The 23,555-nt window shown below is 38.9% G+C and carries 26 protein-coding genes; 3 read left to right on the top strand and 23 right to left on the bottom strand.

From position 1 onward, the window contains the following. Window positions 1-36 precede the first annotated feature (36 nt). Together ACP3VS_RS14135 and ACP3VS_RS14130 are read left to right on the top strand one after the other, a co-directional pair. On the top strand, window positions 37-1,611 hold the full coding sequence (locus ACP3VS_RS14135) for a hypothetical protein (protein WP_031418524.1): 1,575 nt from the start codon (window positions 37-39) through the stop codon (window positions 1,609-1,611). Beyond that, window positions 1,608-4,382 carry a DEAD/DEAH box helicase gene (locus tag ACP3VS_RS14130; RefSeq protein WP_031418523.1) on the top strand — a complete coding sequence of 925 codons (2,775 nt, stop codon included), beginning with the start codon at window positions 1,608-1,610 and terminating at the stop codon, window positions 4,380-4,382. The genes ACP3VS_RS14135 and ACP3VS_RS14130 overlap by 4 nt, the downstream gene beginning before the upstream one ends. 235 nt (window positions 4,383-4,617) lie before the next feature. Here ACP3VS_RS14130 and ACP3VS_RS14125 read toward each other — a convergent pair whose 3' ends face one another. Then, window positions 4,618-5,016, bottom strand: a complete 399-nt coding sequence (locus ACP3VS_RS14125) for a single-stranded DNA-binding protein (protein WP_036160744.1) — start codon at window positions 5,014-5,016, stop codon at window positions 4,618-4,620. A gap of 297 nt (window positions 5,017-5,313) precedes the next feature. Here ACP3VS_RS14125 and ACP3VS_RS14120 point away from each other — a divergent pair, with 297 nt between their 5' ends. Then, on the top strand, window positions 5,314-5,739 hold the full coding sequence (locus tag ACP3VS_RS14120; RefSeq protein WP_036166925.1) for a YwpF family protein: 426 nt from the start codon (window positions 5,314-5,316) through the stop codon (window positions 5,737-5,739). 191 nt (window positions 5,740-5,930) lie between these two features. Here ACP3VS_RS14120 and ACP3VS_RS14115 read toward each other — a convergent pair whose 3' ends face one another. From ACP3VS_RS14115 to wecB, 22 genes are all read right to left on the bottom strand, one after another. Continuing rightward, window positions 5,931-6,323 carry a hypothetical protein gene (locus ACP3VS_RS14115; RefSeq protein WP_036160741.1) on the bottom strand — a complete coding sequence of 131 codons (393 nt, stop codon included), beginning with the start codon at window positions 6,321-6,323 and terminating at the stop codon, window positions 5,931-5,933. A gap of 108 nt (window positions 6,324-6,431) precedes the next feature. Then, window positions 6,432-6,815, bottom strand: coding sequence for a hypothetical protein (locus tag ACP3VS_RS14110; RefSeq protein ID WP_099806131.1), 384 nt, complete (start codon window positions 6,813-6,815; stop codon window positions 6,432-6,434). A 151-nt stretch (window positions 6,816-6,966) separates the two neighbouring features. Further along, window positions 6,967-7,410: a 3-hydroxyacyl-ACP dehydratase FabZ gene (fabZ, locus tag ACP3VS_RS14105; RefSeq protein WP_031418516.1), complete on the bottom strand. Its 444-nt coding sequence runs from the start codon at window positions 7,408-7,410 to the stop codon at window positions 6,967-6,969. Between the two features lie 55 nt (window positions 7,411-7,465). Beyond that, window positions 7,466-7,750 carry a DNA-directed RNA polymerase subunit beta gene (locus ACP3VS_RS14100; protein ID WP_012292776.1) on the bottom strand — a complete coding sequence of 95 codons (285 nt, stop codon included), beginning with the start codon at window positions 7,748-7,750 and terminating at the stop codon, window positions 7,466-7,468. Between the two features lie 42 nt (window positions 7,751-7,792). Further along, entirely contained in the window at window positions 7,793-8,632 is an 840-nt protein-coding gene (locus ACP3VS_RS14095; RefSeq protein WP_012292775.1) for a flagellar hook-basal body protein, read from the bottom strand. 30 nt (window positions 8,633-8,662) lie between these two features. Continuing rightward, window positions 8,663-9,496: a flagellar hook-basal body protein gene (locus ACP3VS_RS14090; protein ID WP_031418513.1), complete on the bottom strand. Its 834-nt coding sequence runs from the start codon at window positions 9,494-9,496 to the stop codon at window positions 8,663-8,665. Window positions 9,497-9,517: 21 nt separating this feature from the next. Beyond that, on the bottom strand, window positions 9,518-10,513 hold the full coding sequence (locus ACP3VS_RS14085; protein WP_008180529.1) for a rod shape-determining protein: 996 nt from the start codon (window positions 10,511-10,513) through the stop codon (window positions 9,518-9,520). A gap of 210 nt (window positions 10,514-10,723) precedes the next feature. Beyond that, on the bottom strand, window positions 10,724-10,984 hold the full coding sequence (locus tag ACP3VS_RS14080; protein ID WP_025114760.1) for a sporulation transcriptional regulator SpoIIID: 261 nt from the start codon (window positions 10,982-10,984) through the stop codon (window positions 10,724-10,726). A 155-nt stretch (window positions 10,985-11,139) separates the two neighbouring features. Continuing rightward, complete coding sequence (locus ACP3VS_RS14075) at window positions 11,140-11,817, bottom strand: M23 family metallopeptidase (RefSeq protein ID WP_031418512.1); 678 nt, start codon at window positions 11,815-11,817, stop codon at window positions 11,140-11,142. A gap of 37 nt (window positions 11,818-11,854) precedes the next feature. Further along, complete coding sequence (spoIID, locus tag ACP3VS_RS14070) at window positions 11,855-12,754, bottom strand: stage II sporulation protein D (protein WP_426388976.1); 900 nt, start codon at window positions 12,752-12,754, stop codon at window positions 11,855-11,857. Between the two features lie 120 nt (window positions 12,755-12,874). Further along, complete coding sequence (gene murA / locus ACP3VS_RS14065; protein WP_012292771.1) at window positions 12,875-14,188, bottom strand: UDP-N-acetylglucosamine 1-carboxyvinyltransferase; 1,314 nt, start codon at window positions 14,186-14,188, stop codon at window positions 12,875-12,877. A gap of 366 nt (window positions 14,189-14,554) precedes the next feature. After that, the gene (locus tag ACP3VS_RS14060) at window positions 14,555-14,794 is read right to left on the bottom strand and encodes a DUF1146 family protein (RefSeq protein WP_012292770.1); all 240 of its coding nucleotides are present in this window, start codon (window positions 14,792-14,794) and stop codon (window positions 14,555-14,557) included. Between the two features lie 77 nt (window positions 14,795-14,871). Further along, window positions 14,872-15,279: a F0F1 ATP synthase subunit epsilon gene (locus tag ACP3VS_RS14055; RefSeq protein ID WP_031418510.1), complete on the bottom strand. Its 408-nt coding sequence runs from the start codon at window positions 15,277-15,279 to the stop codon at window positions 14,872-14,874. 24 nt (window positions 15,280-15,303) lie between these two features. Then, window positions 15,304-16,719, bottom strand: a complete 1,416-nt coding sequence (atpD, locus tag ACP3VS_RS14050) for a F0F1 ATP synthase subunit beta (protein WP_012292768.1) — start codon at window positions 16,717-16,719, stop codon at window positions 15,304-15,306. 48 nt (window positions 16,720-16,767) lie between these two features. After that, window positions 16,768-17,625, bottom strand: coding sequence for an ATP synthase F1 subunit gamma (atpG, locus tag ACP3VS_RS14045; protein WP_008180542.1), 858 nt, complete (start codon window positions 17,623-17,625; stop codon window positions 16,768-16,770). A 47-nt stretch (window positions 17,626-17,672) separates the two neighbouring features. Next, window positions 17,673-19,181, bottom strand: a complete 1,509-nt coding sequence (gene atpA / locus ACP3VS_RS14040) for a F0F1 ATP synthase subunit alpha (protein WP_012292766.1) — start codon at window positions 19,179-19,181, stop codon at window positions 17,673-17,675. A 28-nt stretch (window positions 19,182-19,209) separates the two neighbouring features. Then, window positions 19,210-19,746 (bottom strand): F0F1 ATP synthase subunit delta, encoded by a 537-nt coding sequence (locus ACP3VS_RS14035; protein WP_012292765.1) that lies wholly within the window; start codon window positions 19,744-19,746, stop codon window positions 19,210-19,212. Next, complete coding sequence (gene atpF / locus ACP3VS_RS14030) at window positions 19,743-20,264, bottom strand: F0F1 ATP synthase subunit B (RefSeq protein ID WP_012292764.1); 522 nt, start codon at window positions 20,262-20,264, stop codon at window positions 19,743-19,745. The genes ACP3VS_RS14035 and atpF overlap by 4 nt, the downstream gene beginning before the upstream one ends. A 173-nt stretch (window positions 20,265-20,437) precedes the next feature. Beyond that, window positions 20,438-20,662 (bottom strand): F0F1 ATP synthase subunit C, encoded by a 225-nt coding sequence (gene atpE, locus ACP3VS_RS14025; protein ID WP_004269474.1) that lies wholly within the window; start codon window positions 20,660-20,662, stop codon window positions 20,438-20,440. Between the two features lie 63 nt (window positions 20,663-20,725). Continuing rightward, window positions 20,726-21,436, bottom strand: coding sequence for a F0F1 ATP synthase subunit A (gene atpB, locus ACP3VS_RS14020; RefSeq protein WP_012292763.1), 711 nt, complete (start codon window positions 21,434-21,436; stop codon window positions 20,726-20,728). A gap of 36 nt (window positions 21,437-21,472) precedes the next feature. Then, a complete protein-coding gene (locus tag ACP3VS_RS14015; RefSeq protein ID WP_008180553.1) occupies window positions 21,473-21,844 on the bottom strand; it encodes an ATP synthase subunit I in 372 nt (123 codons plus the stop codon). A 537-nt stretch (window positions 21,845-22,381) separates the two neighbouring features. Further along, window positions 22,382-23,503 carry a non-hydrolyzing UDP-N-acetylglucosamine 2-epimerase gene (gene wecB / locus ACP3VS_RS14010; protein ID WP_036166915.1) on the bottom strand — a complete coding sequence of 374 codons (1,122 nt, stop codon included), beginning with the start codon at window positions 23,501-23,503 and terminating at the stop codon, window positions 22,382-22,384. Window positions 23,504-23,555 lie beyond the last annotated feature (52 nt).

Below are 23,555 nucleotides of genomic sequence, written 5' to 3'. Positions count from 1 at the left end.
TTTAACATAGCCATCTATAAAGAAAGGAGTGAGGTTATGGCATTGTCAATATCGCAATTGGCTAAAGAGCATCAAGCATTTGTGTTAACTAAATTAAAAGAAGCTGAACATGATTTACATCCTTCCTCTACGGAAGATGAAGAACTAGTCCGTCGTGCGGTCTTTTCGGTTAGAAATAAGTCCATTATTTTTGACCGTTTTAATGGAGCCAGTTCTATATTATATGCAACTGTCCAGGATGTCAGACCCGCTTCTGTTGAAATTGATTTCGTCAAAGAAGAGCTACGCTGTAGCTGTCCACAACCAAAATGGTGTCGACATCAGGTAGGTACATTACTTGCTCTTTACCAGTACTTTGATTCCGTTCAAAATTGGTCGAGTGCTTGGCGTGCTCAAAAATCTGTTCAGTTAAAATCATTAGCTGATGAACGTAGCCCTCAAAGTTGGTCATTGATGGTTGAGGAAGTAATGAAACGATTATTGCCACCAGGTCGTATTTTAGAGGGCTATGGCCTTTCTGCTATAAGGACTGATGCATTGGAGCGTCTTCGTCGACATATGCCCTTTGAACGTGAATGGCAGCCTCTTTATAAACTGTATATGGAGTTAGCCATTTTCAATACTATTTGGCGACATTTGAATGAAACACCAGGCCATTCACTGGATTCACCTTATATGAAATACTTTATTGATCAAAGCAGTCAATCTTTTGAGAGCATACTTACAGAGCTGACTAATCGATCTCGCCTTTTTGCGACTGATCCGTTTTATGACGCTCTCCAAGTGGAAGTACGGAAGTTTTTATTAGAACGACATGGACTATTTCCAAATCGACTTCACCTGTACATGCTACTTTGGGCGGTACTTTTTTATGAAAAGCCTCGTCGTGAGCAGGAATTAGATTATTTAAATAATCTTGAAAACCCTTCGGCAGAAATATCCTTAGAATCATTAAGATTATTATTTTATGTACTCTTACAAAAGGAGGACTTACTGCTTGAAAGTTTGAAACATATTGATTTGCAGCAAATGCAGGATCTTTTTGAACTCGCTACTTTTGCTCAGCGTGCTGGCGAATCACATGCTCTGGCTATTATTTTACGAGCAATTCTGCCAATGACAGCAGCCTTTTTGCAGGAAGTCGTACCAGTTGTACAACGTGCTCAGTATGTTCGTCAATTCCAGGTTTTATTTGATGAAATACAGCTTACCGAAGAAGAGGAAGCCATTCTATACAGCGCCTTCGGAGTCTACGGCCTTCAACCATTCTCTTCTTTCTTAATTAAAAAAGGACGTTATCGAGACTGGGCAGCGCTTCATCAATTAAATCCTTCGTCTCTATCTTATTTAGAGATGTGTGGATTAAAGGATGTATTACAAATTGAACCAGCTACGGTTTTACCGCTATATCATGTTTATGCAATGGCGGAAATTGCTCAAAAATCTCGCTTGAATTATAAGCAGGCAGTACGCATTTGGAAAAGTATGCGTACTGCTGCAAAACGGGCAGGTAAAACAGCTTATTTTGAAGCATATATACAAACAATCCGCTCAGAATACAAACGACTCCGTGCGTTACAGGAAGAAATAGAGAAAGGAAACCTAGTATGATGACAATAAACGCCAACTCTCCTTCCCCTTTTTCTAAAACACAGCAGCTTCGTATCGATGTAGCTCGAGAAGGATATTTTACGTTGCAGGGATTTACTGCAAATGGTACAACAATCGACGTAGATACATTCGTATCTTCATTGTTCTTTACCTATGAGGCAAATATCTATGGCTTACTAACAAATCAGGCGGATTTATCCATTGAGGTTTCCGCTGCTGAGCTTCTTGATATTTTTTCATCAAGCTATCAACATCCCTTTATCAGCTGGGTTGGTGCAAATGAAGATAGTAAAAAATGGCTAGGTAAAGTATTGGCGTTACAGGATTATTGGCAGGAGCCCTCTCTTTGGTCACATGCTGTCATTGCAGAGGATTTTTCTTCACTAACCTTCCCTCTCGACGATATAGATTCTGCATTATTAGAAACTGCGGTGCAGCAAAAACTTTCTCAAGTAGGGCTAATACTTTCTGATTTACCAAAGCTATTGCCCTTTTTCTTACGAGGTGGCTGGCCATTGGATCAAACACGCCAAGTTGGTGCCATTACCGTTTCCTTACGATTAAGTGAACCAGAAGAAGATTCCGATGTCTGGCTCTTAGAAACGGTCCTTAGCACCGCTACTACAAAAAATTACTGGACACCTGCTATTCGTAAGCAGTCATTACTTATAGAAGATGCACTCCCTACAAAATGGCGTATGTTTGCAACTGAAATTGAGCAGCAACAACAACAAATAGTTCAACTACTATCTAAAGATGCTATTAGTAGTGAAACCTTCATTCGTGTAACACTTGAAGATATGGAGGTACGATCTTTTTTACGTGAGGATCTTGCCAGATTACAGGCACTTGGCTTCGATGTTGTGCTCCCAGCATGGCTAAAGGATTTAAAGCAATCCAAATTCCGTGTCCGTGTGACAACTAGCAATGCATCTACAAAAAAAGTCGCTGGATTAGATGATATTCTAACATTCAAGTGGCAATTTTCGATGAATGGACAGACAATCTCACCTGAGCAATTTAAAAAGTTAGTGGAAGAAAAGCGTGAATTTATTCGTATAGGGACAGAATGGTTCCGTGTTGACGCTAACTGGATGCAAGAGATGCGTGCGTTAATGCAGCAGGCAGAAGACGAAAGCTGGACTGTCAGAGAATTGTTATTCAGGGAATTACCCGAAGATTTATCTGCACCTATTGAAGAAGAGGATGCTGACGATGCGCTTCGGGATGATCCTATCTTTGCATTAGAGATACAGCAATCGTTAAAGGCTTATATGGAACAGCTCTTAGACAAAAAGGGTTTACCTGCTGTACCCATTCCAGCGACATTACAAACAGAGTTACGTCCTTATCAAATTGAAGGCTTTGAATGGCTAGTCTTTATGCGTCAGCAAGGTTTCGGTGCTTGCCTAGCCGATGATATGGGTCTTGGCAAAACCGTTCAGATGATAGCCTATTTACTTCATATATATGAAGCAGTAGCTGATTACACAAAACCATCTATTATTATTTGCCCAACATCAGTGCTGGGTAACTGGCAGAAGGAGCTTGCTCGATTCGCTCCTTCACTAATTGTCCATACGCATTATCAAACTAACCGTGCAAAAGATGATGATTTCAAAAAAATGGTATTGATTGATAGGCCACATGTTATTTTATCAACCTATGGAACGGTGTCACAGGATACAGAATTTTTACAGGATATTGACTGGGCAACGGTTGTTTTAGATGAAGCTCAAAATATAAAAAACATGCAAACTTTACAATCAAAAGCCATTCGTAAATTACTGGGTGACCATCACATTGCCCTGACTGGAACGCCTGTAGAAAACCGTCTGTCTGAGCTATGGGCAATCTTTGATTTTATTCATAAAGGCTATTTAGGTAGCTTTGGTCGCTTTAATGAAGATTTTATATTACCAATTGAACGAGATGAATCTGAATCCCATAAACAAAAGCTACGAACAAAAATTCAACCATTCTTATTACGTAGGACAAAACGTGATCCTCATTTGCAGCTGAACTTACCAGATAAGCTAGAGTCAAATGAGTATTGCCCATTAACAGCCGAGCAAGCTTCTCTCTATGAGGGCTATATTTTGGAGACGCTTGATCAGCTGGAAGAGTTAACAGGGTTTCAAAAAAAAGGACGCGTCTTAAAAATGCTCAGTAAATTAAAGCAACTATGTAATCATCCTGCCCTATATTTAAAAGAGCCTTTCGAGGATGCCCAAACAATGCTTGCACGTTCGGCAAAGTTAGAGCGCATTGTGCAAATGGCGGCTGAAATTGTGGACAATGGCGAGCAATGCCTCATTTTTACACAGTATATTGGAATGGGACAATTGCTCCAGCATTGTTTAAGTGAATTATATAATGTAGATGCACCGTTTTTAACAGGTGCTATGCCTAAGCAGCAAAGAGACCGCTTAGTAGAGGCGTTTCAGGCAGGAGATTTTCCTATATTTATTCTTTCCTTAAAAGCAGGTGGAACAGGACTTAATTTAACAGCTGCTAATCATGTCTTACATGCAGATCGCTGGTGGAATCCCGCTGTCGAAAATCAGGCAACCGATCGTGCTTACCGCATCGGTCAAACACAATTTGTGCAAGTCCATAAATTTGTAACACTTGGCACAATTGAAGAAAAGATAGATAAAATGCTAGCGCAAAAATCAGCGCTATCAGAAGAACTAATTCAGTCAAGCCAGTGGTTAACTGAATTAGAGGATCAAGAACTTCGTGATCTCATTACATTAGATATATATTAATAACAAGCGCCAAGGGTTCTTGGCGCTTGTTCAGTGGAACCATGTTTACTTCTCTTCTCTTCCCTACTTACTTCATATCCATATTCAGTTGTGTTAAAAATTTCATTGCTGTGCGGTCTTCAGCAACTTTTCCGAAAAAAATTGGTCCACATCATTCCTTTCTGTTACTACGGTGCAAGGAGTTTAAGGAGAATGGCGGATTAGACAATACTTTTCCTGCGCCGTATGTAGCATGCTATGGTAATACAAAGTCTTTTAAGTCTTCCTGTTCATTGGGTGGAGGTGGCGTCACCATAGAAGCTTCGTCACTATCCCTTTGTTTAAGTTGATAAAATCGAACATCCTCGACCACTACCTCTGTCATAAAAATCTTAGTGTTTTCTTCATTTACAAATGACCTTGTTTGAATTCGGCCGTTTGCACCTATTAATGAGCCTTTGCCGCAATACTTGACGATATGTTCTGCAAGTCTTCCCCAAACTGTACAGAATATAAAATCTGTATCTATTTCCCCATGGTTATTTTTGAAATTGCGATTAATGGCGAGTGAAAAATGAGTCTGCACACGATTTCCAGATAAGTATCGTAATACTGGATCTTTCGTAAACCTTCCGACCAGTCCGACTTGATTCATCCCTTCACCTCCTTTGCTGTGGATTGCCTTCATCTTACAAAATGATTCCAATATTAACAAAATCGAAAAATGATAATTTGCCATGATACTTCTGCATAAAATAGGTAAATTACCTGTTGTATTTTTCTTTTTTTTCTTATTTTTTCACCAGAATGCTTTAGGCAGTAATGGCAAATGCTATTTCATGAAATCAATAATTTCGCAGTAATAGAAATTAACTAGTAAGTGCGTATGACCAACAACTGGAACCGTATGTGTTATACTAAAAGAATGACAGACTTAGGAGGAATATACATAATGAAAACATTTAAAATGCTTTCCTTTGACCTTGTCACAAAAGATGGCGTTCAACCATTCCCTTTAGTCGATGGTATCATTATTAATCAGGAAAATAGCCATCAGTCTTGGATACTCGAATTGTTTATGGAAAAACAATATCGTTCAACCTTTGATGAGCTCTTAGCGAATGCTACTATTTTTAATGTACGTGCCGTTATTTCATTTCCCGATAATGAACCCGCTCCTTTTCAGGTAATCGTACATACGGTTCAAGAAATCGGTGACCATGTATCAGTACTTTTAAAAGGTACCCTCAAAATAAAACGCTCTAAATATGCCGAACAATTACTTTCTGAACTACTAGCTGAAGGTGTTTCTTTAGAACATTTGCTGGAACGCTTTACAAAAGATATGAAGCAGCGACCAAAATTGAAGAGTGACTGACGATGCAAATTTCTTGCATCGTTTTTTTTAAAAAAACGTTTGAAGGTTTTTCTGTGAAATGAGGTCTTGTCAGTACAAGTTATTTGGGATAACGGGGTCATAAATGACTTGAAATATTATATTCCAATAGGCATTCCGCTTCCTCAAATCAAAAAAAGAGTGTTTTCCTTGTAGGAAACACTCTTTTGATATTATCGGTTGTTCATACCGTCACGATACTTTTCAGTGTCGTTGGCTTTTTCATCAACCATGTTGTCATTACGCTTAACACCGTTTACGCCATTCGCGTTTGGTACGTTGTCATAGCCATTTGTGCTGTTAATATCAGCATTTGATCCAGGCGTTGTCGCTTCAGGTAAAGTTGTATTTTCATTTACAGTACCTCGTTCAACACCATTTACATTCCGATCGTATGCATCATTTCGATGATTTGGATCTAACGCATCCTCGACACGATCCACACCATTACGAACGTCAGTCTCTGCGTTTCTCACAGGATGATCTTCAACTGCACGATTTCCCCAGTTACATCCTCCAAGGAATACAGTAGCCAGAATAATGGTTAAAAATGACATTTTCCACATAGTAAAAAACCTCCTTTCTTGGTACTATGTCAGCAAATACATCATGTGTATTTGTGATCTAACATAGATTGCCCGAGAAAGGAGGGAACTATCCGATTTTTCTACAAACTATTTTTGTTTTTCTTTTAATAACTGTTCAATATATGCTGCTTCTGCTTTACAGTCGTAGCTATAGTCTGTGCCTAGCTCTTTTTGCAATGCCTCGATTGTTTCAACTTGTTGTGCTGTTGGTTCTTCATTTAAAATTTTGGCAATGACCTCATCAATTTTTTGTGCCATCTCTTCATGAAACTCTGCGCTCATCAATATTTCGGCTGGAATTTTTTCGATCCATGCTGCATTCTCTTGGAAATAAGTCTGCCAGCTTGCAATGAAGTCTTCCATGGAAAAGCGCTCTTCTTCCCAACCAATACTTGCTAAGTATGTTTCAAAAGATGTTGAAATCGAACGAGTAATGCTAATTTTAATACCTGAAGACAATTCCTTATACATCTTAATAATCCTCCTACGTTTGTAAAACCTAAAAATTACATCTATTTCAATTCACAATCGCTTAATTCGCCATCGCAGTTTAAGAACCTACTAGTCTCAATTTTTTGACTTGACTTTATCTATTTTATATCTTTTGGTCTATAAATGCAAATTATGCTTGCTTTGGCTGCTCCGGTCCAATTGCAAATAGAATATCGGCTTCACATACAAGTTCTCCATCTACAGTTGCTACGCCATGTCCTTTACCCATAGAACCACGAAGTTTTACAAACTCCACTTCCAATTTAAGTTGGTCTCCAGGTACTACTTGACGTTTGAAACGACAGTTATCAACACCCGTTAAAAATGCCAAGCGTCCCTTAAATTCTTCGGCATTTAAAAGAGCTACTCCACCTACTTGTGCTAATGCCTCTACAATTAGCACACCTGGCATTACTGGATATCCTGGGAAGTGTCCATTAAAGAAGTCCTCATTCATAGAAACATTCTTTAAGCCTACTGCACGTTTTCCCTCTTCTAATTCAATAATACGATCTACAAATAAAAATGGATAACGGTGTGGTAAAATTGCTTGAATTTGCTCTGCTGTTAACATGTCATTTCCCCCTCAAAATAAAGTATGTATACACAAAGTAAGGTAAAGAATAAAATTATTCTTTACCATGCATAATATCGAATATATGTTGCCATGTTTCTTTTTTGAAAATATCCATAGCATTTCCTTCTCCAATAACACTAAAGCCAACCATTGCGCCTAATGTTGCGGCAGCAACAACTAAGATGAGAACAATTACAATGCGTAACCAAATCGGAATCAGTCGGATTTGCACCCATCGAACCTCGCGTTGCTCTCCATTTGAGCGGCGTTCTTTCTTTTCTGGTTGCGTATCGGTTTCTTGTGTCGGCACAGAACGTCGACGTGAATCGTTTGTCATAAATTGTACTCCTCTTCATTCCTTGCTTTTTAGGATGACTCCCTATCGAATACCATTAATGAGACCAAGCATTTGGTCTGCTAATGTAACCGTTCTTGCATTGAATTGATAGGAACGTTGTGTTTGAATTAGTTCTGTCATTTCCTTCGAGAGGTTAACATTGGACATTTCTAAAGTACCACCCTGCATGCCGATTTGCTGACGGTTAGCACCTACTAGCTCTGTTAGAACTTCAGCTTGTGTAAAGCCAAGTTCAGCAAGGTTGTCTGGTAATCCAACATAAGAACCTGAAACATGTTCCATTAGTTGCGGTTTTTGAAATTCCGTAACCGCTAAATCCGTACGAATTATATCGCCATTTGGATAAGATGCTTCTAGTATACCACCATTTCGTACTGAAAATCCTTGCACATTATCTGGTAATGTAATAGCTTGTCCAGCAGCATTTGCCACTGGGTATCCTTCAGCCGTTACTAGCATAACTGTTCCATTATTTAGCGGCGATAAATAAAAGTCACCTTGTCGAGTATACACTGTTTCAGTTCCATTTTCACCATTTGGCATTAAAATATTGAAATATTGTTTTGCTTTTGTAAAAGCTAAGTCCAAATCTCGATTAGTTGTTTGCAATGAACCTTGCTTTTGATTGGATTTAATTTGGCCAAGCATTGCGCCTGATCCAAAGCGAATACCAACAGGTGTTTGACGCTCGGCACGATCCAGTTTGTCATTATTAAACTGTTGATAGAGTAACTCATTGAAGGTTGCTTCCTTCGCTTTAAAGCCTGTTGTACTACTATTGGCAATGTTATTACTAATTGTATCTAGTTTATTTTGTAATTGGCCCATTGTATTGGTTGCTGTCATCATTGTACGTAGCATTTATAAAAAGCCTCCTGTTCTGTTCGTCCGTTAAATTTTACCGATTTCATTAACAGCCTTTTCCATGCTGCGATCATAAGCTTGTAATACTTTTTGATTGGCTTCAAATGCTCGGTAGGCTGTCATTAAATCTGTCATTGCACGACCAGAATCTACGTTTGAGCCCTCTAAGAAGTTCTGACGTAATGTAAAGGAAACTCCATTCGTTCCATAGGCTGATGGCAGATTTGCGCCATTTTCTGTCCGAATAAGACCGTTATCTTGTTTCTGTAGCATGTTCGGATTGGCAGCATATGATACGCCTACCCGCGCTACTTGTTGATTATTAACGTAAATGGCGCCACTTTCGTCGAGGCGGAAATCATCATTAGGTAACTGGATTCTTTGTCCAGCATCATTTAACACATAAAGGCCTTGCCCATTCACTAAATAACCTTGGCCATCCAAAGTAAAATTACCATTACGTGTATAGGCTTCCCCACCATCTGGATGTGCTAGTCTAAAGAATATTGAGCCAGTCACACCATCTTCATTTTGGGGTAAGTTTCCATCAATCAATGCCATATCTGTTGTAAAATCAGTGCTATAGATTTGGCCCTGTATGTAATTTGGTAATGTTTCTTGTAAGTATGTCCCAGTATTTAAAGCGCCTACTTGACTCATATATTCGGCACCAGCTTGTTGATTGGCAGGTGCATTTGTTTTTCCGATGCTAGACATCAACATATCTGGAAACGAACGAATCGTGGATTGGTCAGCCTTAAATCCTGGTGTATTTGCATTCGCTAAATTGTTAGATAGTAATTCTGTTCTTCTTTGTTGCGTGATCATACCCGTTGCAACTGTATAAAAACCTTTAAACAAAGAAATCACCTCATTTTATTTTTATAAGGACGCTGGCACGCGATCTATATTTTCGAGCATTATGCCTGTACCAATAGCTACACAATCCATAGGTCTTTCAGCAATAAAGACAGGTACTTTTAATTCTTCAATTAATAGTTGATCCATACCATGTAAAAGTGCTCCGCCACCTGTAATAATAACGCCGCGGTCAATGATATCAGCCGATAGCTCAGGTGGTGTTTTTTCTAAAACATTTTTGGCAGATTGAACGATCATTGCTACAGACTCGTGTAATGCACGTTCGATTTCTTCAGAGTGAATGGAAATTGTTCGTGGTAAACCAGTCACCATGTCACGACCACGGATATCCATTGTGTCATTACGACTACCTTTGAATACTGTTCCGATTGTCATTTTAATAGCCTCTGCTGTACGTTCACCAATTAGCAATTTATATTCTTTTTTAATATATTGCAAAATATCGTTATCAAACACATCTCCTGCCACTTTAATGGATTCACTTGTAACAATATCACCCATTGAAAGAACGGCAATATCTGTTGTTCCACCGCCGATATCAACTACCATATTTCCGCTTGGTTGGAAGATATCCATGCCTGCACCAATTGCTGCTACTTTTGGTTCTTCCTCTAAATATACTTTTTTACCGCCTGATTTCTCTGCCGCTTCACGGATAGCCTTTTGTTCAACACTTGTAATATTCGTTGGACAACAAATTAAAATACGTGGCTTTGCTAAAAATCCTTTGACATTTAATTTGTTAATAAAGTGTCTTAACATCGCTTCGGTCACATCAAAATCTGCAATGACCCCATCTCTAAGTGGGCGAATTGCTGTAATATTACCTGGCGTTCTCCCTACCATTTGGCGAGCTTCTTCCCCTACCGCTAATACTTTATTTGTCTTTTTGTCAATAGCCACTACAGATGGTTCATTTAAGACGATTCCTTTACCTTTAACGTGAATTAATACGTTCGCAGTACCTAAGTCAATGCCGATATCTTTCGAAAACATTTTATAATTTCTCCTTCCCGCCAGTTCCAACTACATAACGTTCATTTTATCTCTTTATCTAGAATATTTTATCATATTCTATTGGTAATTTCACCCTGAATTTAATGATTAAGACTGTTTTCTTTTCACGATCCGCATGGCAATAGTATAGTATTACTTTACCTTTAACAATCTTATTTTATGCCTGTCCACACAACAAAAAAGAACGAATCAATCTTGACTCGCTCTTTCTTTCCACTTGTTTTTCGTTGCTTCTCCTCCGCGAATATGACGTACGGCCTTATGGTAGGCGAGTATTTCCTTCACTTGGTCAGCTAATCCTTCATGAATTGTTGGTAATCGCTCTGTTAAATCTTTGTGCACCGTACTTTTTGAATAACCAGTCATTTTCGCGAGGACACGCACAGTCTCACGCGTCTCAATCAGTAATTCACCGAGGCGTATGCAGCGCTTCCGAATGTGCTCATGCACGTTCTTCGTCCTTTCCACACAATTTCACAAAATGCTTTGGCAATCAGATGCACATTTGCGCATTTCTTCACCTTATGTAAGGACAAAGCTATTCAGAACACGTTTTGCATTTTCCTAATAAAATGCTGATTTTTATGCGTTACTAGCTTTCAGAATTAAAAAGCTAGTAATTTTTTCGGATTAACATATTTTCCGTCTTCAACTACTTCGAAATGCATGTGGACGCCAGCCGCTTGATTCCACTCGTTATCAGTCGCTTTTCCTAAAGCTTGACCTTGTGTAACCTCATCGCCTTCTTTTACAGCGATATCTTTTACAGAGCTATAGTGAGTTTGCATGCCATTTGGATGCTCGATGACAATTTTATTCCCTGTAAATGCGTCTAGTTTTACTTCTAGTACTTTACCACTCATAGCAGCTAGTACTTCAAACTCTTCACCATTCATAGCAATAGAGATACCAGAAGACGTAGTAAATGTTTGATTAAATACCATTAGTGCATTTTCACGAGATTCTTCATTTGCTTCTAGCTCATAAAACTCTTGTAAAATTTGTACTTTACCAAGACTCTCTTCTTTGAATGGATACATCATGTTTTCAGTACGTGCATTTGTTTCTACTACTGGACCCGAGTCAACTTCCGCTAAATCTGGTAAAGGAGCATCTTCTACTTTTGATACAAGACTATTGTAACCAAATAACAACCCTGCTAGAACGAGTGCACCACCTGTGTAAACTACTGGCCAAAACCATGGTTTCTTTTGTAACTGACCATTTTCCTTTTGATTTGGATTCTGGTTTTGAGAAGCTTTATTATTTTTATCCTCTCTCATTTTCATCACCTCTAGTTGCAGTGTGAACAACTAGAAGTTATTTTAAACATGCATCTATTTTTTTTATTTCAATATCTTGATAATAATAGTGTAAAATTTCAGCAGCGGTTTTCCCTTCATTTGCCATGGCCTCTGCTCCATATTGACTCATTCCTACTCCATGACCATATCCTTGAGTTTTCACGTGCACTCTTTTTGTATTAGCATTATAGACAATTGAAAAATCTGTTGATGGTATCCCAAGAAATGTTCGTACCTGTCTCCCTGTCCAGACATTATTCCCTAATTGTAGACGCTCTACACGCCCTGAGTCATTGTAAAATAGCTGTATACGATTAAAATCACTAGCTTGCCATTGTACTGGCCATAGTTTATTCCATTGTGCTAGTGACCACTCTTGCTCTGCCTCAAATTTAGGAGAGGCTTGATCTGATATACTTGAAACACTTTGCAAATATGGAATGTTATTTCCACTATAACCGTATGCACTTTCTGTTTGTCCATTGCTTGTTGAATGGAACATAGCTGTAATTAAATTATTATTATAAAGAAGAACTTGTCCTTTCGTTTCATTAATTGCTTCGACAATTTTCTTTTCATTTCCCAGGAAATTGCTAGCCCAATTCGCTTTTCTTTGACTCTCATCATAGAAAACCTGCTTTGCTACAGTCGGTGCAATTGCTTTTTTACCGTAATTTGTCGTTTTTAACGCATAAGTTCGTGCTGCAATCGCTTGAGCCTTCAATGCCTCCTTTTTAAAAGAAACAGGCATTTCTGCCGCAACGACCCCTGTTATATATTTCTCTAAAGGGATTTTTTCCTTTTGTCCCTCCACTTCTATAAGTATTTCGCAAGCTTTTTCTTCCGCTGTTGGAGGTTGCACTTCCTCCCGTCTTTCGCTAAATCCTAAAACAGGAAGCACATATAATGCTCCCATTAAACAAAGGACACCTATACTAATCATCCATTTTTTCATAAGGAATAATATGCTGTATATCATTTAGTTATGAAAAATAAAAAACCCTCTGCTTATGTAAGCAAAGGGTTTTGACACATTTTAGTTTGCAGGTAATTCAACAGAAATGTCTTCAGTTGTCACAACTTCTTCATCAGTAATACGTTCAATATTGGCACCAAGAGAAGCTAATTTACCATGGAAATCAACATATCCACGATCTAAATGGTGTAGTTTTGTAACACGTGTAATTCCTTCTGATACTAGACCTGCTAAAATCAGTGCAGCCGCAGCTCGTAAATCCGTTGCCATTACTTCAGCCCCCTGAAGCTCTACTGGCCCCTCAATAAACACAGAGCGTCCTTCTATTTTAGCACCCGCATTCATACGACGGAACTCCTCAACATGCATAAAACGATTTTCAAATACTGTTTCCGTAATGATACTCGTACCTTCCGCAGTCAACATTAACGCCATCATTTGAGATTGCATATCTGTCGGGAACCCTGGATGTGGCATTGTTTTAATATCCACAGCCTTTAATGTCTGAGGAGCACATACACGAATGCCTTCATCCAACTCTATAATCTCTACGCCCATTTCGCGCATCTTTGCAATCAAAGCCGTCATATGCTCAGGAACTGCATTTTCAATGACCACATCACCCTTAGTAATAGCTGCTGCCACCATAAATGTACCAGCCTCAATGCGGTCCGGAATAATATGATGCTCTACTCCATATAATGTATCGACTCCTTCTATACGAATCGTATTTGTACCAGCACCAATTACACGTCCGCCCATACTATTAATAAAGTTAGCAAGATCTACGATTTCAGGCTCTTTGGCAGCATTTTCAATTACAGTTGTCCCCTCTGCTAAAGATGCTGCTGTCATAATATTTTCAGTTGCCCCAACACTTGGGAAGTCTAAATATACATTTGCTCCTTTTAAACGACCCTCTGTCTTTGCCTCTACATATCCATGGCCAAATGAAATCTTCGCTCCCATTGCTTCGAAACCTTTTAAATGTAATTCAATTGGGCGAGAACCGATTGCACACCCTCCTGGTAGCGCAACACGAGCATACCCATTACGCGCAAGTAACGAGCCCATTACTAAAATTGATGCACGCATTTTACTAACATACTCAAATTGTGCTTCACTAGAAAGTTCTTTTGTTGCATCTATATATACGGCATTATCTTCAGGTATATATGTAACTGCTGCGTTTAAACTTTTAAGTACTTCGTTTATTGTAAAGACGTCTGCTAAGTTAGGGACTTCTTTAATTACATTTTCTCCCTTTGAAGCAAGTAAAGCTGCTGCAAGGATTGGTAACACTGCATTTTTTGCGCCCTCTACACGTACTTTTCCCTGTAGTTTTTGGCCGCCAGTCACTATTATTTTATCCACCCTATGTCCCTCCGAATTCAATCTATTAACCTACCGAATTTTTATTTTAATAAAGAAGTATAATGTCATAATCAGTAAACAAACAACTCTATAGTACAACTTTTTTAACGCCCATTCAAGCGTCCAAATCACTATTTTAAGGCATTATTAGATATTTTGCTATTTATTTATTGTACGCTACCACTTTTTTTTTGTGAATGACCAATAACCAGTTCACTTCTAATACATACCCAAAGATGTATGAACAAAAAACAACTTTTAGAAGTTTTTTTATACATAGTTCAAAGGGCCACATAAATGTTATTATAAAGTCCTTTGAAGTATGTAGTGATGGAGTGTAAGATTCGAATTGATAAAGTCGAATCTTTAAAACAAGTATGGAAGTTTGCCAGACCAGTTAGATATTTGTAAAAAGAAATTGGATACAGCAGAACCAATTGCAATACTTAATAAAATATAAATAAGTTGAATTTGAAAAACTCTATTCTTTTTGAATAGTTTTTCTGCCATAAAAGCCTGTAATGCGTAAAATGTAATAGCTATAAAAAACAAATGCGATAAAATGCCTAATAAGGCTTCTTGTCCTATTGCTTCATAAAGCTCCATATTTCCCCCTCCAACTGTCCTATAATTTAAGCATTTTAAAAAACGGGCAGATGCTATATCTGCCCGTTAAAAATGAATTAGATATTACCCTCATGAACGTTGATACGATTCAACGCACGTTTTAATGCTAGGTCAGCACGTTTGAAATCAATGTTGTCTTGTTTACCTTGAAGACGTCCTTCAGCACGTTTAACGGCTTCTTTTGCACGTTGAACATCAATACTTTCAGCAACTTCAGCAGAAGGCGCTAAAATTGAAATCTTTTCTGGACGAACTTCAATGAAACCACCGCTAACAGCAACAATGTCAGTAGAACCGTCTGCTTTTTTCAGCTTCACTGCACCAATTGCAAGTGGAGCAACCATCGGAATATGGCCTGCAAGAACACCGATTTCTCCTGAAGTTGTTTTAGCGATTACCATTGATACTTCAGAATCGTATACCGGGCCGTCGGGAGTGACAATATTGACTAGAACTGTCTTCATATTTTTTCCTCCTCGTCCCTAGTATTAAACCTCTACGCCCATGCTTTTCGCTTTTTCAACTACTTCATCAATTGAACCAACTAGACGGAAAGCATCTTCTGGTAGGTGATCCCATTTGCCATCAAGAATTTCCTTGAATGAACGAACAGTTTCTTTTACAGGTACATAAGAACCTTTTTGACCAGTGAATTGTTCCGCTACGTGGAAGTTTTGTGATAAGAAGAATTGAATACGACGAGCACGTTCTACTGTTTGTTTATCTTCATCAGATAATTCATCCATACCTAGAATGGCAATGATATCTTGTAATTCACGGTAACGTTGGATTGTACGTTGTACACCAGTAGCAACTGCATAGTGCTCAGCGCCTACGATTTCAGGTGATAATGCACGTGAAGTCGAAGCTAATGGGTCAACCGCAGGGTAGATACCCATTTCTGATAATTTACGCTCAAGGTTAGTAGTAGCATCTAAATGGGCGAAAGTTGTAGCTGGAGCCGGGTCAGTATAGTCATCGGCTGGTACATAGATCGCTTGGATAGAAGTTACAGATCCTTTGTTCGTAGATGTGATACGCTCTTGTAGTTTACCCATTTCTGTAGCAAGTGTTGGTTGGTAACCTACCGCAGAAGGCATACGACCTAATAGGGCAGAAACCTCAGAACCTGCTTGCGTGAAACGGAAGATATTATCGATGAATAAAAGTACGTCAGCACCTTGCTCATCACGGAAGTATTCTGCCATTGTAAGACCAGTTAAAGCTACACGCATACGTGCACCTGGTGGTTCATTCATTTGACCGAATACCATCGCTGTTTGCTTGATAACGCCTGAATCGCTCATCTCGAAGAATAAGTCGTTCCCTTCACGAGTACGCTCACCTACACCAGCGAATACAGAGATACCAGAGTGCTCTTGTGCGATGTTATTGATTAATTCTTGGATTAATACTGTTTTACCTACGCCGGCACCACCGAAGAGACCGATTTTACCACCTTTAATATATGGTGCTAATAAGTCTACTACTTTGATACCTGTTTCAAGAATTTCAACTGTAGTTGAAAGTTCTTCGAATGTTGGTGCTTCGCGGTGAATTGAATCACGACGAGCGTCAGCTGGAATCTCTTCACCTAAGTCGATTACTTCACCTAGTACGTTGAATACACGACCTAAAGTAACTTCACCAACTGGTACTGAGATAGCTTTTCCTGAGTCTGTTACTTCTGCTCCACGTTGTAAGCCATCAGTAGATGACATTGCAATTGTACGAACAGAATCATCACCTAAATGAAGCGCAACTTCTAATGCAAGAATTGTTGGTTCTTCATTAGGACGTTCAATCTTAACTGTTAGTGAGTTATAGATTGCTGGTAATTGGCCATTGTCGAATTTCACGTCAACAACTGGACCCATTACTTGAATAACATGTCCTTTATTCATTACTGTGTATCCTCCTATCGTATTCTTATACGACATTGGGAAGCTGGCCTATTCTAAGGCTGCAGCTCCACCAACGATTTCTGTAATTTCTTGTGTAATCGCCGCTTGACGCGCACGGTTATATTGCAATGAAAGGTCTGAAATAAGATCAGATGCGTTATCAGTTGCATTTTTCATAGCCGTCATACGAGAAGCATGTTCACTTGCTTTTCCATCTAATAATGCGCCATAAACTAAGCTTTCCGCGTATTGTGGAAGTAACACTTCAAGAATTGCTTCACCAGATGGCTCGAATTCGTAAGAAGCATTGCTGCTAGCAGGTGCAAGATCTGTTAATGGAAGAAGTTTTTTCTCTGTCACTTCGTTAGCAATTGCGCTGACAAAGTGATTATAGTACATATAAAGTTGATCATACGTACCGTCAATGAACATACCAACAGCATTACGAGCGATTTCTTTAATATCAGCAAATGTAGGTTGGTCCGGAAGACCGACAACATCACTGATGACATTATGATCACGTTTCACAAAGTAGTCACGCACAACACGACCTATTGCTAAAATCACGTATTCGTCTTTAGATTTATGACGCTCGTCAATTGTACGTTGTACTTGACGTAGGATACTTGAGTTATAAGCACCTGCAAGACCACGGTCAGAACCAATGACTAAGTAAGCTGTTTTCTTAACAGGACGAGCAGTTAACATTGGATGTCCACTGTCTTTTGTTCCTGAAGCGATCGCGCCTACTACGTCCTGAATTTTTTCCATGTAAGGAACGTACGCTTTAGCATTTTGCTCTGCACGACGTAACTTAGAAGAAGAAACCATCTGCATCGCTTTCGTAATTTGTTTCGTACTCTTTGTAGAATTAATACGACCTTTTATTTCGCGTAAGTTTACCACTGGTATTTCACCACCTTTTGTTTTTTAATCAAGTGACTAGCTCGAACTTATTCTGATTTAGCGAAAGTTTTTTTGAACTCCGTTAAAGCTGCTACGTAATCTGCATCAGGAGCAAGCTCTTTTGTAGTACGAACATGATCTAAAACGTTTGTGTGGTTTGAATCTAACCAGCTTAAGAATTCACTTTCAAAGCGAACGATATCTTGTACTGGAATATCATCTAAGTGACCTTTAGTTAATGCATAAAGGATTGCTACTTGCTTTTCAACTTTAAGTGGTTTGTTTAGGTCTTGTTTAAGAACTTCAACCGTACGTTTACCACGCTCAAGTTTAGCTAGTGTAATTTTATCTAAATCTGAACCAAATTGAGCAAATGATTCAAGCTCACGGAATGCAGCTAAGTCAAGACGTAGTGTACCCGCAACTTTTTTCATCGCTTTAATTTGAGCTGATCCACCTACACGTGATACAGAAAGACCGGCGTTAATCGCTGGACGTACACCTGAGTTGAATAAGTCAGATTGTAAGAATATTTGACCATCCGTAATTGAGATAACGTTAGTTGGGATGTATGCAGAGATATCCCCAGCTTGTGTCTCAACGAATGGAAGAGCTGTAATAGAACCGTTTTGATATGTTTCATTTAACTTCGCAGCACGTTCAAGTAAGCGGCTGTGTAAGTAGAAAACGTCACCAGGGTATGCTTCACGACCTGGAGGACGGCGTAGAAGAAGTGAAAGTTCACGGTAAGCTGATGCTTGTTTAGAAAGATCATCATACACGATTAATACGTGCTTACCTTGTAACATGAATTCTTCTGCCATAGAAACACCAGCAAATGGTGCTAAGAATAGTAATGGAGCTGGTTGAGAAGCCGCAGCAGTTACTACGATTGTGTAATCTAATGCACCGTGCTTACGTAAAGTTTCAACTACACCACGTACAGTTGATTCTTTTTGACCGATTGCAACATAGATACAAATCATATTTTCGCCATCTTGGTTTAAGATTGTATCGATTGCTACTGATGTTTTACCTACTTGACGGTCACCGATGATTAACTCACGTTGACCACGACCAATTGGTACTAGAGCGTCAATTGCTTTGATACCTGTTTGTAATGGTTCGTGTACTGATTTACGAGCCATTACACCGAAAGCAGGACTTTCGATTGGACGAGATTTAGTTGTGTTGATTGGACCTTGTCCATCCACTGGTTGACCAAGTGGGTTTACAACACGGCCAATTAGTTCTTCACCAACTGGTACTTCCATGATACGACCTGTACGACGAACTTCATCGCCTTCTTTGATGTCTGTGTATGGACCTAAGATTACGATACCAACGTTACCTTCTTCTAGGTTTTGAGCCATACCCATAACACCGTTAGAGAACTCAAGAAGTTCTCCAGCCATGGCGTTGTCGAGGCCATGAGCAAGAGCGATACCGTCACCAATACGGATAACTGTACCAACTTCGCTTACTTTAAGTTCAGATTCATAATTCTCAATCTGTTGTTTAATCAGACTGCTGATTTCTTCAGCCTTGATGCCCATGTATGTCACCTCTCACATTTCTTAATTATTAACCGATTAATTCACGTTTTAGGCGCTCAAGTTTGTTCGCTACTGAGCTATCGTAAATATGATTACCGATTTGAACACGAATACCACCAAGAAGTGATGGATCAATTTCGTTTGTAATGTTTAATGATTGTTTCCCTACAAGCTTCGCAAATGTTGTAGAAATATTAGCGCTTTCTTCAGCAGAAAGTGCACGAGTAGAGAATACTGTTGCATCTGCAGTACCTTGTGCCTTTGCAGCAAGCTCAGCATATGCGTTCGCAATAAGCTTCACTTCGTTTACACGTTTTTTCTCAACTAGTAGTTGAACTGTGTGTAAAACCTCTGGAGTTGCACCTGCAAAGATTTCAGCTACCATTTGTTTCTTACGTTCGATAGAGAACTTGGGAGCATTTAAAAGCGTTAAAAAATCAGGAGATTCTTGAACAATCTTTGTTAGCTCGTTTAAGTCTGCTCCAACCTCAGCAAGAATATTTTTTTGTTGCGCTAATTCAAAAAGCGCTTGAGCGTAACGTTTTGCTACAGCTGAATTACTCATCGAGCTTCCCCTGCCTTCGCAATCGTCTCTTCAATTAGAGCACGGTTGTCTGCCTCAGAAATCTCTTTGCTAAGGACTTTCGATGCTGCAAGTACAGATAATGAAACGACTTCATCACGTACAGCTGCAATAGCTTTTTCTTTTTCAGACTCAATTTCACGTAAAGCCGATTCTTTCAAGCGGTTTGCTTCATTACGAGCTGCAGTAAGAATTTCATCTTTTTGTAGTTCGCCTTGCTTCTTAGCGCCTTCAACAATCGATTGTGCTTCCGTACGAGCTTCTTTAAGAAGGCTCTTTTGTTCTTCTAAAAATTGGTGCGACTCTTTGCGCGCTTTTTCAGCTGCTTCGATTTCACTCGCTACTAACTCTTCACGTTGTTGCATGATGCCCATCAGTGGACCCCAAGCGACTTTCTTAAGTAAGAACATTAATACTAAAAAGATAGCTAATGTTGCGATGATGTCTCCGTTATTGAACTTACTAGCGCCAGCACCTAGTACAAGATAATCTAAATACACGATTGTTTCACTCCCTTCAAGAGCTTTAACTTCAACTTAATTTAATGAATTAAAAAACTACCTATTTTAAAAAGCTATATTTACACATAGCTTTTATCCGTTCCAAAATGAAGGGCGAAGTTTCATCTGGAGAATCCTGCTTCGCCACTAGTAAAATCCAGTGTTCAACTGAATTATTTATTCATTACGATGAATGCTACTACTACTGCGATGATCGGTAGGGCTTCAACTAATGCAACCCCGATGAACATTGTAGTTTGAAGAACGCCACGAGCTTCTGGCTGACGAGCGATACCTTCTACTGTTTTTGATACGATAAGACCGTTACCGATACCTGCACCAAGTGCACCTAAACCGATTGCGATTGCTGCTGCTAATAAACCTAATGAACCTGTCATTTGAAAATTTCCTCCTTGGAATTGTTTGTTTTTGTGGTTCAAGCATATGATATATGCTTTATATTAATGGTCATCGCTCACTTTATGAGCCATGTAAACCATTGTTAACATTGTGAAGATAAAGGCTTGGATAAAGCCGATGAAAATTGAGAAACCTTGCCATGCCATCATTGGAACGATTGCCCCGATGAATCCCACAGCACCTGATGATGCTAAACCTGCTAATAAGCCAAGTAAAATCTCACCCGCGTAAATGTTACCGTAAAGACGTAAACCTAACGTTAATGTATTTGCAAATTCCTCTACTAATTTAAGTGGGAACATGAAAGACATTGGTTTAAAGAATGTACCAGCATAATGCCCTGTACCCTTCATTTTAACACCATAGAAATGCGATAAAACTAAAATCATCGTTGCTAACGTCATCGTTACAGTTGGGTCAGCCGTTGGTGATTTCCACCAAAGTTCATGACCATAAACGATCGAGAATGGAAGACCTAATAAGTTAGATACTGCGATAAACATAATTAACGTAATACCGAGAATGTGGAATCGACCACCAGTTTTCCAGTCCATGTTGCTTTTGATGATATTCTTAACGAAGTCCATAATCCATTCCATGAAGTTTTGCATACCAGTTGGTTTTAGTTTTAGGCTTCTAGTTGAAATAAAGGCAATTAAAAATACGATAATTGCAGCAACTAGTAACATCATAACTGTCGATTTATTAAATGTTAAAAAACCGACTTCTAGTAACGGAGCTTCATGATTCATTGTTATTTTTCACCTCTCTTTCTAATTTAAAGCACATTAGCGGTTCCTTACATGTGACACAATTCTCTCGACAAAGAGAAAAACGTACGGAATCATTAGCCCTATGACCGTGCTAATTAAGTGAAAATAGTTTGGCAACGAAATGGCTATTGCGACTGCCGCAACACCTGATCCAAAGCGAAGTGCTGTACCAAGTGAGCCTATTTTCTTCCCTTCACTAATGGACCTGTCAAACTTCTCCATACGGCGAACTAGAATCCAAAAATTATACGTACCAAAGAATGCACCGACTGCGATGCCCGCAAATACAGTTTGAAAGGAAGTGAATCCCCAGCCTAATGCGCAGAGTGCAAGCAAAAAAAATAACGCCCTCTTCTGCACAGCAAAAATGTGATGCAAATCTAGCATTGGTTGTAATCTCCTGAATCAAATTTTCGAGTATTGAAAGCGTTTGCTGACCACCATGTGAAATCAGAAAAGAGCAGTGAAAGGCACTACTCACAGCGGAATAGTAATGGGAGAGTCATTTCAATTACAGGTGTAAATACCCAAAAAATAACTTACACCCCTTACCAACTCGGTAAAAACCGAAACGCACAAAACGTTGCAAATCGACAGTTTTATTTTGAACTGTCAATTTAGTAGAAAGTTGATATAACAAGTGTTTCAACGTCCTAATTATGAACTGAAACCCTTATCATTCTTACCCTTTGTAAGCATACAATAGGAGATATTTGAAGTCAATTGGTAATAGAGAAAAACTTCACAACCTATATACTCTTGTCAAATTGTTGACAAATTTGTGTATGAAATTTCATAGTTTCAAATGTTCTCTTTTTCTTGACTCATAGAAAAAGCTAATTTACGACATAATTATGCTCATAAATTAGCTTACCCAACTCAATAGGTACATTAGACTTATTTTTCCGAATTAAATATAGTACATTATTTAGTTTTTTGTAAAAAAACTAGCAATGCCTCTACAATTCGTTTAGATGCATGTCCATCACCATATGGATTTGATGCATGTGCCATCGCCTCATAAGCCTTTTTATCCGTTAACAATTCTTTAGCTAAAGTGTAAATAGTATCTTCTTCAGTTCCTGCTAGCTTTAGCGTTCCAGCTGCAATTCCTTCTGGGCGCTCTGTTGTGTCTCTAAGGACAAGTACTGGCTTCCCTAATGATGGTGCCTCTTCTTGGACGCCACCTGAGTCTGTTAAAATCATGTAAGAATTCGCTGCAAAGTTATGGAAATCAAATACTTCAAGTGGCTCTATTAAATGTACTCGTTCATTGTCACCTAAAATTTCATTCGCGATTTCTCTTACTGCAGGATTCATATGCACCGGATATACTACTTGAACATCATCATGCTCAGCTAAAATCCTTGTAATTGCTTTGAACATATGACGCATTGGCTCACCCAGATTTTCGCGTCGATGCGCTGTTAATAAAATCATGCGATCTTCGCCAATTTTATCTAATACGGGATGCGTGTAATGTTCACTAACAGTTGTTGCCAATGCATCAATGGCTGTATTACCTGTAACAAAAATGGTATCAGCATTCTTATTTTCATCGATAAGATTCTTTTTAGATACTTCGGTTGGCGCAAAATGTAAATCAGCCATTACACCTGTTAACTGACGATTCATTTCTTCTGGGTATGGTGAATACTTGTTCCAAGTTCGCAGTCCTGCTTCCACATGTCCAATTGCGATTTGGTTATAAAACGCCGCCAAGCTTGCAATAAAAGTCGTCGCTGTATCACCGTGTACCAATACGATATCTGGCTGAGCTTCTTTCATTACTTGATCCAAACCTTGTAATGCGTTTGTCGTCACATCAATTAATGTTTGACGATCTTTCATTATATTTAAATCATAGTTTGGTGTTATTTCAAATGTCTCTAGTACTTGATCTAGCATTTGGCGATGTTGTGCCGTTACTGTGACAATAGATTCTATTTGCTCAGGATACTTTTGTAACTCTAAAACAAGAGGAGCCATTTTAATTGCTTCTGGTCTTGTACCAAAAATCGTCATTACTTTCCATTTTTTCATCAAAACGATCTGCACCGTCCTTTTTGTTATTGTATGAAAAGGACACCACACCAGT

The sequence above is a fragment of the Lysinibacillus sp. VIII_CA genome (assembly GCF_049943995.1).
In the GTDB taxonomy this organism is placed as follows: domain Bacteria; phylum Bacillota; class Bacilli; order Bacillales_A; family Planococcaceae; genus Lysinibacillus; species Lysinibacillus pinottii.
This window is presented reverse-complemented; position numbering and strand designations above follow the sequence as displayed.

Coding starts and splice junctions, on each gene's coding strand:
- ACP3VS_RS14135 (WP_031418524.1), top strand. CDS start 37: ATGGCATTGTCAATATCGCAATTGGCTAAAGAGCATCAAGCATTTGTG.
- ACP3VS_RS14130 (WP_031418523.1), top strand. CDS start 1,608: ATGATGACAATAAACGCCAACTCTCCTTCCCCTTTTTCTAAAACACAG.
- ACP3VS_RS14125 (WP_036160744.1), bottom strand. CDS start 5,016: ATGAATCAAGTCGGACTGGTCGGAAGGTTTACGAAAGATCCAGTATTA.
- ACP3VS_RS14120 (WP_036166925.1), top strand. CDS start 5,314: ATGAAAACATTTAAAATGCTTTCCTTTGACCTTGTCACAAAAGATGGC.
- ACP3VS_RS14115 (WP_036160741.1), bottom strand. CDS start 6,323: ATGTGGAAAATGTCATTTTTAACCATTATTCTGGCTACTGTATTCCTT.
- ACP3VS_RS14110 (WP_099806131.1), bottom strand. CDS start 6,815: ATGTATAAGGAATTGTCTTCAGGTATTAAAATTAGCATTACTCGTTCG.
- fabZ (WP_031418516.1), bottom strand. CDS start 7,410: ATGTTAACAGCAGAGCAAATTCAAGCAATTTTACCACACCGTTATCCA.
- ACP3VS_RS14100 (WP_012292776.1), bottom strand. CDS start 7,750: ATGACAAACGATTCACGTCGACGTTCTGTGCCGACACAAGAAACCGAT.
- ACP3VS_RS14095 (WP_012292775.1), bottom strand. CDS start 8,632: ATGCTACGTACAATGATGACAGCAACCAATACAATGGGCCAATTACAA.
- ACP3VS_RS14085 (WP_008180529.1), bottom strand. CDS start 10,513: ATGTTTTCGAAAGATATCGGCATTGACTTAGGTACTGCGAACGTATTA.
- ACP3VS_RS14075 (WP_031418512.1), bottom strand. CDS start 11,817: ATGAGAGAGGATAAAAATAATAAAGCTTCTCAAAACCAGAATCCAAAT.
- spoIID (WP_426388976.1), bottom strand. CDS start 12,754: ATGGGAGCATTATATGTGCTTCCTGTTTTAGGATTTAGCGAAAGACGG.
- ACP3VS_RS14060 (WP_012292770.1), bottom strand. CDS start 14,794: ATGGAGCTTTATGAAGCAATAGGACAAGAAGCCTTATTAGGCATTTTA.
- ACP3VS_RS14055 (WP_031418510.1), bottom strand. CDS start 15,279: ATGAAGACAGTTCTAGTCAATATTGTCACTCCCGACGGCCCGGTATAC.
- atpD (WP_012292768.1), bottom strand. CDS start 16,719: ATGAATAAAGGACATGTTATTCAAGTAATGGGTCCAGTTGTTGACGTG.
- atpA (WP_012292766.1), bottom strand. CDS start 19,181: ATGGGCATCAAGGCTGAAGAAATCAGCAGTCTGATTAAACAACAGATT.
- ACP3VS_RS14035 (WP_012292765.1), bottom strand. CDS start 19,746: ATGAGTAATTCAGCTGTAGCAAAACGTTACGCTCAAGCGCTTTTTGAA.
- atpE (WP_004269474.1), bottom strand. CDS start 20,662: ATGACAGGTTCATTAGGTTTATTAGCAGCAGCAATCGCAATCGGTTTA.
- atpB (WP_012292763.1), bottom strand. CDS start 21,436: ATGAATCATGAAGCTCCGTTACTAGAAGTCGGTTTTTTAACATTTAAT.
- ACP3VS_RS14015 (WP_008180553.1), bottom strand. CDS start 21,844: ATGCTAGATTTGCATCACATTTTTGCTGTGCAGAAGAGGGCGTTATTT.